Source organism: Burkholderia sp., assembly GCF_018375725.1.
Classification (GTDB): Bacteria; Pseudomonadota; Gammaproteobacteria; order Burkholderiales; family Burkholderiaceae; genus Burkholderia.
This window is the reverse complement of the sequence record NZ_JAHACR010000127.1, coordinates 1-10,697: the sequence shown is the minus strand read 5'-3', so window position 1 is coordinate 10,697 and position 10,697 is coordinate 1. Positions and strand designations below refer to the sequence as shown.

At 67.8% G+C, this 10,697-nt stretch carries 12 protein-coding genes and 1 pseudogene; 1 reads left to right on the top strand and 12 read right to left on the bottom strand.

Annotation, left to right across the window (positions count from 1 at the left end; genetic code table 11):
* The 12 genes and pseudogenes from KH616_RS14665 to upp all read right to left on the bottom strand — a co-directional run.
* Window positions 1–328: pseudogene (locus KH616_RS14665) on the bottom strand (MFS transporter); the annotation flags it as partial.
* Window positions 325–1,290, bottom strand: a complete 966-nt coding sequence (locus KH616_RS14660; protein ID WP_292246027.1) for a PRC-barrel domain-containing protein — start codon at window positions 1,288–1,290, stop codon at window positions 325–327. The pseudogene KH616_RS14665 and the gene KH616_RS14660, both read right to left, overlap by 4 nt.
* Window positions 1,291–1,523: 233 nt before the next feature.
* A complete protein-coding gene (locus KH616_RS14655) occupies window positions 1,524–1,856 on the bottom strand; it encodes a 50S ribosome-binding protein YggL (RefSeq protein WP_292246025.1) in 333 nt (110 codons plus the stop codon).
* 205 nt (window positions 1,857–2,061) lie between these two features.
* On the bottom strand, window positions 2,062–3,531 hold the full coding sequence (gene rng / locus KH616_RS14650) for a ribonuclease G (RefSeq protein ID WP_292246023.1): 1,470 nt from the start codon (window positions 3,529–3,531) through the stop codon (window positions 2,062–2,064).
* A gap of 8 nt (window positions 3,532–3,539) precedes the next feature.
* Complete coding sequence (locus tag KH616_RS14645) at window positions 3,540–4,172, bottom strand: Maf family protein (RefSeq protein WP_292246022.1); 633 nt, start codon at window positions 4,170–4,172, stop codon at window positions 3,540–3,542.
* Window positions 4,173–4,224: 52 nt separating this feature from the next.
* The gene (gene rlmH, locus KH616_RS14640; RefSeq protein ID WP_292246020.1) at window positions 4,225–4,695 is read right to left on the bottom strand and encodes a 23S rRNA (pseudouridine(1915)-N(3))-methyltransferase RlmH; all 471 of its coding nucleotides are present in this window, start codon (window positions 4,693–4,695) and stop codon (window positions 4,225–4,227) included.
* Between the two features lie 9 nt (window positions 4,696–4,704).
* On the bottom strand, window positions 4,705–5,145 hold the full coding sequence (rsfS, locus tag KH616_RS14635; protein WP_292246018.1) for a ribosome silencing factor: 441 nt from the start codon (window positions 5,143–5,145) through the stop codon (window positions 4,705–4,707).
* Between the two features lie 4 nt (window positions 5,146–5,149).
* Entirely contained in the window at window positions 5,150–5,851 is a 702-nt protein-coding gene (locus KH616_RS14630) for a nicotinate-nucleotide adenylyltransferase (RefSeq protein ID WP_292246029.1), read from the bottom strand.
* Between the two features lie 37 nt (window positions 5,852–5,888).
* Entirely contained in the window at window positions 5,889–6,812 is a 924-nt protein-coding gene (gene hemF, locus KH616_RS14625) for an oxygen-dependent coproporphyrinogen oxidase (RefSeq protein WP_292246017.1), read from the bottom strand.
* A gap of 109 nt (window positions 6,813–6,921) precedes the next feature.
* Complete coding sequence (purD, locus tag KH616_RS14620) at window positions 6,922–8,199, bottom strand: phosphoribosylamine--glycine ligase (protein ID WP_292246015.1); 1,278 nt, start codon at window positions 8,197–8,199, stop codon at window positions 6,922–6,924.
* Between the two features lie 102 nt (window positions 8,200–8,301).
* A complete protein-coding gene (locus KH616_RS14615) occupies window positions 8,302–9,030 on the bottom strand; it encodes a YebC/PmpR family DNA-binding transcriptional regulator (protein WP_292246013.1) in 729 nt (242 codons plus the stop codon).
* A 200-nt stretch (window positions 9,031–9,230) separates the two neighbouring features.
* Window positions 9,231–9,881, bottom strand: coding sequence for a uracil phosphoribosyltransferase (gene upp / locus KH616_RS14610; protein WP_292246010.1), 651 nt, complete (start codon window positions 9,879–9,881; stop codon window positions 9,231–9,233).
* A gap of 200 nt (window positions 9,882–10,081) precedes the next feature.
* Between upp and KH616_RS14605 the strand changes: the two genes are divergently transcribed.
* The coding region (locus KH616_RS14605; RefSeq protein ID WP_292246007.1) for an SDR family NAD(P)-dependent oxidoreductase at window positions 10,082–10,697 on the top strand (616 nt) is incomplete at its 3' end.

The following is a 10,697-nucleotide window of genomic DNA, read 5'->3' as shown; positions in this document are numbered from 1 at the left end:
CGTGGAAGACTTCGGCGGCGATCACGGGCACGATCGTCGGGCTGGCGGCGAGCAGCACCGCGGACAGGATGATCGCCGCGATCGCCCATGCGGCCGCGCCTTTCTTGTTCTTCAGCGCGTCGACGGCCGCGCCGCCCGGCACCTGGCTCACCATCGCGCTGATCGTGCCGATCGACAGCACCATGCCGATCTCGCCCTGCGTCCACTTGTGCGACGCGAGGTACGACGCGATGAACGGGCCGAAGCCGGTCTGAACGTTGGCGACGAAGAAGTTGAGCCAGTCGAGGGAGCGCAGGCTGCGCACGCTGACGGAATGCGGGATCGTCATCGTGCGGTTCTCGCTGACGACGCCGACGTCGGCGCGGCGGCGGCCGGAACTGGCGGCGACACGGCGACGACCGGCTTGTCGGCCGCATAGGGCGGCGACGCCTTGATCTGCGTGTCGTTCAGGTCGAGCTGCGGGCGCAGCGCCTTGTCGCGCGTGACGAAGCGCAGCGCCGACCAGTTCGCGGCAATCGTGCGGCGCGCCGGATTGACGAACCCGCCGAGATCGAGCACGACCGCCTGCGGTTGTGCGTCGCGGTCGATCAGCACGTCGACGACGCGGCCGATCTTCATGCCGTTCGGGCGCTCGATGTCGCTGTCGAGCACGGGCAGCCGTGTGGCGGCGGAGATGCCGGACTGCGGGAGCATCTTCGGGCGGTTGGCGGGCGGCAGCTCGCCGGCCGGCACGTCGAGCACGATCGGTTCGCGCTTGCTGCCCGGCGTGAAGCGGAACACATTCCACGGGAAGCTGACCTTGCGGTCGCCGACGCCCATGAAGCCCTGCAGATTGACGATCATTTCGCGCGGCCGGCCGTTCGCATCGGTGACCATGTCGACTGCGCGGCCGATGACCTTGCCGCCGCGGCGTGCCACTTCGCTGTCGAGCAGCGCGTGAAGCTGGTTGCGGTCGAGCGTGCGCGTCGCGACGATCGGCGCCGGTGTCGGCGGTGCGGGGGGCGGCATTTCCGGGTGTTGCGCAGGTTTCGGATGCGCGGCCTCGCGGCGCGGTCTGCGCTGCGTATCGGCTTCCTCCGGCTGGACGGGGGCCGGCGTCGGCGGCAGCGTCAGCGGCTCGCCGGCCGTTTCCTCGACCGGCTCGACGAGCGCCTCGCTGATCGGCGCCGGCGGATGTTGCTTGGCCAGCAGCCCGCAGCCGGACAACAGCGCGGCGGCGACAAGGATCAGGAGGGCTGTCGCGGACGGCGACGACATGTGGAAGGCTGGACGCGGAAAACCGCCGCTCATCGAAACTCACTCCATGGGTCGGGGCAGGCGCGCGTGCCTGCTGGCGATGGAAGGCGGGTGCGTGCGGCGCACCATGTGAGGGGAGAGTGTAACGTGTCTCGCCTAAATGGCCGGCGAAAGGACGCGATCGAATCGGTGGCTGGGGCGGCGCGCGGCCGCCGCCGTGGCGGGCCTGCCGGTTGCCGCCCGGCGCGCCTCGCTTCATGGGAAGCGAGGCGGGGTGTCAGGCGCGCTCAGGAACGCGTGCGCCAGGAGTCGGACAGCTCGCCCACTTCGACGTCGGTGAATTCCGCCTTGGACTCCAGCCACAGGCGAACCGATTCGCGTTGCGCTTCCGTTGCCGAGCCGCGCGGCTCGCCGGAAATCAGGTAGGCGTCGACGCCCGTGTTCAGCGAGATGAAGGCAAGCAGGCCGTTGGCCTCGATGCAGGCAGTGAAGGTATCGAGCACGGCTTCGCGCTCGTCGTCGTTCAATTGGCTGCGAAACTGCGCGGACGCGGCAAAGCCCAGTTCGCGGAACTCGCCGAGACGGAGTTTTTTGCGTTGGCGGTGATTGTGTTTTTTCATGGTGGATCTCTGTGTCGATATGACGGGGTGAAGGGGGCGATGCGGCCGTCCCGCGGGTTGTCACAAAGCAGCGCCGCACCATGCGACGCCGCCACCCGCGGTGCGAATCCGCGATCATGCGTGGCAGCGGCCTGCCGCGCGGGGGCGCGGGCGAGGCTGCTCCGGAAATGCGAAAGCCTTGACGGACAAGGCTTCCCGGGGAGGCTTACATCAGCACGATATCGTACTGCTCCTGGCTGAGATTCGATTCGACCTGCAGCGACACCGGCTTGCCGATGAAGTCGATCAGCATCGCGAGATGCTGCGACTCCTCGTCGAGGAACAGGTCGATCACCTGCTGCGCGGCGATCACGCGGAACTCGCGCGGATTGAACTGCCGCGACTCGCGCAGGATTTCGCGCAGGATGTCGTAGCAGACCGTGCGCGACGTCTTGACCTGGCCTTTCCCCTGACAGGTCGGGCACGGCTCGCACAGCACATGCGCGAGCGACTCGCGCGTGCGCTTGCGGGTCATTTCCACGAGTCCGAGCTGCGAGAAACCGTTGACGGTGACGCGCGTGCGGTCGCGCGCGAGCGCTTTTTTCAGTTCGGCGAGCACCGCGTCGCGATGCTCGGCATTCTCCATGTCGATGAAGTCGATGATGATGATCCCGCCGAGGTTGCGCAGCCGCAGCTGCCGCGCGATCGTATGCGCGGCCTCGAGGTTGGTCTTGAAGATCGTGTCGTCGAAATTGCGCGCGCCGACGTAGCCGCCGGTGTTCACGTCGATCGTCGTCATCGCTTCGGTCTGGTCGATCATCAGGTAGCCGCCCGACTTCAGATCGACACGCCGCGACAGCGCACGCTGGATTTCCGTCTCGATGTTGTACAGGTCGAACAGCGGCCGCTCGCCGGTGTAGTGATGCAGCTTCGGGCTGACGGCCGGCGTGAATTCCGCCGCGAACTCGGCGAGGCGCTGGTGCGTCTCGCGCGAATCGACCTGGATGCGCGACGTGTCGTCGTTCGCGAAATCGCGCAGCACGCGCTGCGCGAGGTCGAGATCCTGATAGAGCAGGCTCGTCGCCGGCAGCCGCTGCGCCTGCGCGACGATCGTTGCCCAGGTCTTGCGGAGGTACGCGACATCGGATGCCAGTTCCTCGCCCGTCGCGTCCTCGGCGATCGTGCGCACGATATAGCCGCCTTTCTCGTCGGTCGGGATCACCGCAGTCAGCCGCGCACGCACCGCTTCGCGCTCGGCCTCGCTCTCGATCTTCTGCGAGATGCCGATGTGCGGCTCCTGCGGCAGATAGACGAGCGTGCGGCCCGCGATGCTCACCTGCGTCGACAGTCGTGCGCCTTTCGTGCCGATCGGATCCTTGATGACCTGCACCATCAGCGTCTGGCCCTCGAACACCGTCTTCTCGATCGGCTGGTGCTGCGCGCTCGACTGCGGATCGCCGGGCAGGCGCGGCTGCCAGATGTCGGCGACGTGCAGGAACGCCGCGCGCTCGAGACCGATATCGATGAACGCGGACTGCATGCCGGGCAGCACGCGCACGACCTTGCCGAGATAGATGTTGCCGACGCGTCCGCGCGACAGCGTGCGCTCGACGTGAAGCTCCTGCACCGCGCCTTGCTGGACGAGTGCGACCCGCGTTTCCTGCGGCGTGATGTTGATCAGGATTTCTTCGTTCATGATGCGATTCAGAAGTCGACGCGTGCCGCTCGGAGGAGCGCCGCTGTCTCAAAAAGGGGCAGACCCATGATACCTGAATGGGAACCGTCGATCCGCTCGATGAACTCGGCCGCGCGGCCCTGGATCGCATACGCGCCGGCCTTCCCGAACGGCTCGCCGGTTTCGACGTAGCGGGCGAACGCGTCGCGCGAGGCGGCGGCAAAGCGCACGGTCGAGCGCGACAGCGCGGGCGGCAAAAGCGCGCCGGAGGCGTCGACGACGGCGACGGCGGTCAGCACCTCGTGTTCGCGGCCGGCGAGGCGGGCCAGCATCGCGAGCGCGTCGGCCGGATCGGCCGGCTTGCCGAGGATCGCGCCGTCGATCGTCACGGTCGTGTCGGCGACGAGCGCCGGCGCGGCCGGCTTGCCGCTGGCGACGAGGCGCGCATGCGCGGCCTCGGCCTTCGCGACGGTCACGCGCACCACGTAGCGGTCGGCGGCTTCGCCGGGCAGCTCGGCTTCGAGCGCTTCGGCGTCCTCGTCGGGGCGGGGCAGCAGCAATTCGAAGCGCACGCCGATCTGCTGAAGCAGTTCCTGGCGGCGCGGGCTTTGCGAAGCGAGATAAAGGGTCGGGAAAAGTTCGGGGGAGGCGCTGGACGGCATGATGTCGTGGTTCTCGTTGGCCGCGCGCCGGACGCGTCACGAGGACGACGCGTCAGGCGCGGTGATAGGGGTGATTCTGCGTGATGCTCCACGCCCGGTAAAGCTGTTCGGCAAGCAGCACGCGCACCATGCCATGCGGCAGCGTCATGCTGGAGATGCGCAACAGCAGTTCGGCGCGCGCTTTCAGTTCCGGATCGAGCCCGTCGGCACCGCCGATGATGAAGGCGACGTCGCGGCCGTCCTGCTGCCAGCCGGGCAGCGCCTGGGCGAGCTGCATCGTCGTCCAGTCGCGGCCGCGCTCGTCGAGCGCGACGATGCGCGCATGCTTGGGTAGGGCGGCCTCGATTTTCTGCCGTTCGGCGGCCATCACGCTTTCGGCGCTTCGGCCGCCGGAGCGCAGCTCGGGCTTGATCTCACGCAGCTCGATGCGCAGCTCGGGCGGCATCCGCTTCGTGTATTCGTCGAAACCGGACGCGATCCAGCCGGGCATCTTGTGCCCGACCGCGAGGATGTGCAGCTTCATCGGCCGGGGTCAGCGACGGCGGGCGGGCGTCTTGCGTGCCGGGCTGACGTCGCCGTCCTCGTCTTCCTCGTCGTCGGCATCGGTGGCCGCACCGTTCGGGCTCTTGCCGCCGAGCTTCATGCGCACCGGCTTGTCGCCCCAGATTTCCTCGAGGTTGTAGTACTGGCGCAGCGCGGGATGCAGGATGTGCACGACCGCGTCGCCGCAGTCGACGAGCACCCATTCGCCCGTGTCTTCGCCTTCGGAGCTGACGACGTCGCCGCCGGCCTCCTTGACCTTGTCGCGGACGTTCGACGCCAGCGCCTTGGTCTGCCGGTTCGACGTGCCGGACGCGACGATCACGCGATCGAACAGCTCGGTCAGATGGCTCGTGTTGAAAACTTTGATGTCTTGCGCCTTGACGTCTTCGAGGGCGTCGACGATCACGCGCTGCAGTTTGCGGATATCCATGGAATCAGGAATGGTAAAGGCGATGTTGAAGAATATAGGCCCAGACGGCCGGCGGCACATGCTCGACCGACGCGTCGGGCATCCGGGCGTGGCGCGCGAGGCATTCGCGCAGGTGCGCGCGGATGTCGGTCGCGGCGACGTCGAACGCGAGCGTCGTGTCGATCAGCACATGGCCGGCCGGCGTGGCCTCGAGTACGGCGGCGCCGGCCTGCCGCGCGGCGACTTCCTGCGCGACGGCCTGCGACGCCGCGCCGAGAGCGAAGCCGGGACGGGTCGCCACGCAGACGTGCGCGTAGGCGAACAGGCGCTGCCAGTCGCGCCAGGTGTCGAGACGCACGAGCTGATCCGCGCCGATCAGGAGCGACAGCGATGCATCGGGGCCGATGCGCCCGCGCCAGCGCGCGAGCGTCTCGACCGTGTACGTCGGCCCTGCATGCTCGATTTCGTCGGTCGCGACGCTGACGGTCACGCCCGGCAATACGAGCGACTGCGCGGCCGCGCGGGTCATCGCGAGCCGATGCTCGGCCGGCGACACGCCGCGCTTCTGGTACGGCTGCCCGGCGGGCAGCAGCACCAGTTCGGTCAGGTCGAGCACCTCGGCGAAGCGTCGCGCGAGCGCGAGGTGGCCGTCGTGGATCGGGTCGAACGTGCCGCCCAGCAGGCCGATACGGCGCGGCAGCGGGGCGAGGCTGGCAGGGATGTCCAGAACGCTTCCTTAACGTTGCGGTCGCGGGCGGCCGGGCTCAGACCCAGTCGCGCGGCACGAGGAAATCGCTGGTCAGGCGCGCTTCCGGCGAGCCCGGCTCGGGTTGCCAGTTGTAGCGCCAGTTCGCGACGGGTGGCATCGACATCAGGATCGACTCGGTCCGGCCGCCGCTTTGCAGGCCGAACAGGGTGCCCCGGTCGAATACCAGGTTGAACTCGACATAGCGGCCGCGGCGGTATGCCTGGAACGCGCGCTCGCGCTCGCCGTACGGCGTGTCGCGGCGTCGCTCGACGATCGGCAGGTAGGCGCTCAGGAATGCGTCGCCGACACGCTGCATCATCTCGAATGCGCGTTCGAAGCCAGGCTCGGCGTGGTCGTCGAAGAAGATGCCGCCGATGCCGCGCGCTTCGTTGCGGTGCTTGAGGAAGAAATACTCGTCGCACCATTGCTTGAAGCGCGGGTAAAGATCCGCGCCGAACGGATCGAGCGCGTCCTTGCAGGTCTGATGGAAATGACGGGCATCTTCTTCGAAGCCGTAAATCGGCGTCAGATCCATGCCGCCGCCGAACCAGAACACGGGCTCCTCGCCAGGCTTGGTCGCGATCAGCATCCGCACGTTCATGTGCACGGTCGGGCAATACGGGTTGCGCGGGTGCAGCACGAGCGACACGCCGAGCGCCTCGAAGCCGCGGCCCGCCAGCTGCGGCCGCGCCGCGCTGGCCGACGGCGGCAGCGCGTCGCCGGCGACGTCGGAAAAGCCGATGCCGGCGCGCTCGAACACCTGTCCGCCCTCGAGGATGCGCGTGCAGCCGCCGCCGCGCAGGCGCTCGCCCGGCTCGCGCTGCCATGCGTCGGTCGCAAGCGGCGTGCCGTCAAGCGCGCCGAGCGCGTCGGCAATGCGCGTTTGCAGGCCCTGAAGATAGGCGCGCACGCGTTCCACGTCGTAGGTCGAATCGGTCATCTCTGAACTGGGCGCCCCCGCTTTCGCCGGGGTGCATCAAAAAAGCATCTGCCGGGCATTCTATCGAACCCCGGCAGAGAAAAGGCACCGCCGTCCGGCGGTGCCGACGTCACGCGCTCTTGCGGTTCAGTGCGCGGTAGCCGATGTCGCGGCGGTACTGCATGCCTTCGAAATTGATCTGGTTGATCGTTTCGTAGGCGTGCTGCTGCGCCTCGCGCACCGAGTCGGCGAGGCCGACCACGCACAGCACGCGGCCGCCCGACGTCGTCAGCTTGTCGCCGTCGAGCGTCGTGCCCGCATGGAACGTCACGGCCTGCTCGGTCTCGGCCGGGATGCCGTTGATGCGGTCGCCCTTGCGCGGTGCGTCAGGGTAGCCGTGGGCGGCCAGCACGACGCCGAGCGCGGTGCGGCGGTCCCATTCGAGCTCGAGCGTATCGAGCGTGCCCGCGATCGCCTGTTCGACGACCTTCGAGAAATCGCTCTTCAGACGCGCCATGATCGGCTGCGTCTCCGGGTCGCCCATCCGGCAGTTGAATTCCAGCGTGCGCGGATTGCCGTCCTTGTCGATCATCAGGCCCGCGTACAGGAAGCCGGTGAAGCGGATGCCGTCCTTCTCCATGCCGCGCACCGTCGGCATGATGATTTCGCGCATCACGCGCGCGTGCATCTGCGGCGTGACGATCGGCGCGGGCGAGTAGGCGCCCATGCCGCCCGTGTTCGGGCCGCGGTCCTCGTCGAGCAGGCGCTTGTGGTCCTGGCTCGATGCGAGCGCAAGCGCGTGCTTGCCGTCGACCATCACGATGAAGCTCGCTTCCTCGCCGTCGAGGAACTCCTCGATCACGACGCGCGCGCCGGCATCGCCGAGCTTGTTGCCGGACAGCATCATGTCGACGGCCGCGTGCGCTTCTTCCAGCGTCATCGCGACGACGACGCCCTTGCCGGCGGCCAGGCCGTCGGCCTTGACGACGATCGGCGCGCCCTTCGCATCGAGGTACGCATGGGCGGCGGCCGCATCGGTGAATGTTTCGTAGTCGGCCGTCGGGATGCCGTGGCGCTTCATGAACGCCTTCGCGAAATCCTTCGAGCTTTCGAGCTGCGCCGCTTCGCGGGTCGGGCCGAAGATCTTCAGCCCGCGCGCGCGGAACAGGTTGACGATCCCGGCCGCGAGCGGCGCTTCCGGGCCGACGAGCGTGAACGCGACGCCTTCGCTTTCCGCGAAGTCGGCGAGCGCGTCGGGCGACGTGATGTCGATATTCTTCAGGCGCTCGTCCTGTGCCGTGCCGCCATTGCCGGGCGCGACGTAGACCATCTGGACGCGCGGCGACTGGGCGAGCTTCCACGCAAGTGCGTGTTCGCGGCCGCCGGAACCGACGACGAGTAGTTTCATGGGATTCCCCGCAGACTAGAAAACGTGGCGGCCGGCGCACTCAGGCGCCGGCCGCGAAACCGGTCGGGCCGCCGCCGCGAATCGCGTGCGGCGGCCGGCATCTCATTCCTCGATGATGACGGCGTTCGTATACACCTCCTGCACGTCGTCGAGGTTCTCGAGCGCATCCAGGAGCTTTTGCATCTTCGCCGCGTCGTCGCCGTTGAACTCGACTTCGCTCTGCGGCTTCATCGTCACTTCGGCGAGTTCCGCCTTGAAGCCGGCGGCTTCGAGCGCGTCCTTCACCTTCGAGAATTCCTGCCAGTCGCACAGCACTTCGATCGAGCCGTCGTCGTTCGTGCTGACGTCGTTCGCGCCCGCCTCGAGCGCCGCATCCATCAGCGTATCTTCAGACGTGCCCGGCGCGAACAGGAACTGGCCGACGTGATCGAACATGAAGGCGACCGAACCGTCGGTGCCCATGTTGCCGCCGAACTTCGAGAATGCGTGACGGACTTCCGCGACGGTGCGGGTGCGGTTGTCGGTCAGCGTGTCGACGATGATCGCCGCGCCGCCGATGCCGTAGCCTTCGTAGCGGATTTCCTCGTAGTTCGCGCCGTCCGCGCCGCCGACGCCGCGGTCGATCGCGCGTTTGACGTTGTCCTTCGGCATGTTCGCGTCGGCCGCCTTGTCGACGGCGAGGCGCAGGCGCGGATTCGAGCCCGGGTCGCCGCCGCCGAGGCGTGCCGCCACCTGAATTTCCTTGATGAGGCGGGTCCAGATCTTGCCGCGCTTCGCGTCGGCTGCTGCCTTCTTATGCTTGATGTTGGCCCATTTCGAGTGACCAGCCATACCTTTCTCCGTCGCCTGCGCGCGTTGCGCGGGCGTTTATGCCAATGTGTCGTTGAATCGGCGGCCGCCGGGGCGGGCAATAAGCCGCGTGGGCCGCGCGTGTCGAGTAGAACGTGATTTTATCACGCGGCGGCGCCCCGCTCGGGGCGCCGCGCACCGCAAACCGCCCGGACGGATGCCCGCCGGGGCGCCGCGCGGCGTCAGTTCTTCGTGCCGAACAGGCGGTCGCCCGCGTCGCCGAGGCCCGGCACGATGTACGCGTGCTCGTTCAGGTGCGAATCGAGCGATGCGACGTACACCTTCACGTCCGGATGCGCGTCCTGGAACACCTGGATGCCCTCGGGCGCGGCCACGAGCGCGACGAAGACGATGTTGGCGGCCGGCACGTTGCGGCGCTTGAGCACGTCGACCGCATGCACGGCCGAGTAGCCGGTCGCAACCATCGGATCGCACAGGATGAAGATCCGGTCCTCGAGGTCGGGCAGGCGCACCAGATATTCGACCGGGCGGTGGTCGTCGGCGCGGTACACGCCGATATGGCCGACGCGTGCGGACGGAATCAGTTCGAGCAGACCGTCCGACATCCCGATCCCCGCACGCAGCACCGGCACGATCGCGAGCTTCTTGCCGGCGATCACCGGCGCGTCGATGTCGACGAGCGGGGTCGCGACCCGCTTGGTCGTGATCGGCAGGTTGCGGGTGATTTCATAACCCATCAGCAGCGTGATCTCGCGCAGCAGCTCGCGGAACGTGCGCGTCGACGTGTCCTTGTCGCGCATGTGGGTGAGCTTGTGCTGGATCAGCGGGTGGTCGAGGATGAAAAGATTCGGGAAACGGCTGTCCTGTTTCATGACGGGGTGCCTGAGCGGCAAAAAAGATTCGGGGCGGCAAACGGGCGGGACGCCCGGTTCCGCAGCATAGCCGCAAGTTTACCCAAGATGGCCCGCGCGATCCGGATATTATCGATGTCTCATCGGCAAGTCATAGGACGAAACCGACCGACAACCCGCGCCGCCGCTTTGGCCGGCGCACATCGCAGGGAAGGGCATCGATGGATCTGGGCATCGCAGGCAAGACCGCGCTCGTGTGCGCGGCGAGCAAGGTCCTCGGACGCGGCTGCGCGGAAGCGCTGGCCGCCGAGGGCGTGAATCTCGTGATCGTCGCGCGCACGCGCGAGACGCTCGAGGAAACCGCGGAGGAGATCCGCGCCGAATCGAACGTGTCGATCACCGCCGTCGCCTGCGACATCACGACGCCCGACGGCCGCGCGGCCGCGCTCGCCGCCTGCCCGCAGCCGGACATTCTCGTGACGAATGCCGGCGGGCCGCCGCCCGGCGACTTCCGCGATTTCTCGCACGACGACTGGATCCGCGCGCTCGAGTCGAACATGCTGACGCCGATCGAACTGATTCGCGCGACCGTCGACGGAATGATCGCGCGCGGTTTCGGCCGGATCGTCAACATTACGAGTTCGGCCGTGAAGGCGCCGATCGACGTGCTCGCGCTGTCGAACGGCGCGCGCTCGGGGCTGACCGGCTTCGTCGCGGGGCTGTCGCGCAAGGTCGCGGGGCAGGGCGTGACGATCAACAATCTGCTGCCGGGGCTGTTCGAAACCGACCGGATCGCGACGACGCTCGCCGCTTCGGCGAAGGCGCAGGGCGTGACGA

What these genes read in the sequence shown, in the direction of transcription:
- rng (WP_292246023.1), bottom strand. Translation starts at nt 3,531, where the DNA reads ATGAACGAAGAAATCCTGATCAACATCACGCCGCAGGAAACGCGGGTC.
- KH616_RS14645 (WP_292246022.1), bottom strand. Translation starts at nt 4,172, where the DNA reads ATGCCGTCCAGCGCCTCCCCCGAACTTTTCCCGACCCTTTATCTCGCT.
- KH616_RS14655 (WP_292246025.1), bottom strand. Translation starts at nt 1,856, where the DNA reads ATGAAAAAACACAATCACCGCCAACGCAAAAAACTCCGTCTCGGCGAG.
- rlmH (WP_292246020.1), bottom strand. Translation starts at nt 4,695, where the DNA reads ATGAAGCTGCACATCCTCGCGGTCGGGCACAAGATGCCCGGCTGGATC.
- purD (WP_292246015.1), bottom strand. Translation starts at nt 8,199, where the DNA reads ATGAAACTACTCGTCGTCGGTTCCGGCGGCCGCGAACACGCACTTGCG.
- rsfS (WP_292246018.1), bottom strand. Translation starts at nt 5,145, where the DNA reads ATGGATATCCGCAAACTGCAGCGCGTGATCGTCGACGCCCTCGAAGAC.
- hemF (WP_292246017.1), bottom strand. Translation starts at nt 6,812, where the DNA reads ATGACCGATTCGACCTACGACGTGGAACGCGTGCGCGCCTATCTTCAG.
- upp (WP_292246010.1), bottom strand. Translation starts at nt 9,881, where the DNA reads ATGAAACAGGACAGCCGTTTCCCGAATCTTTTCATCCTCGACCACCCG.
- KH616_RS14615 (WP_292246013.1), bottom strand. Translation starts at nt 9,030, where the DNA reads ATGGCTGGTCACTCGAAATGGGCCAACATCAAGCATAAGAAGGCAGCA.
- KH616_RS14660 (WP_292246027.1), bottom strand. Translation starts at nt 1,290, where the DNA reads ATGAGCGGCGGTTTTCCGCGTCCAGCCTTCCACATGTCGTCGCCGTCC.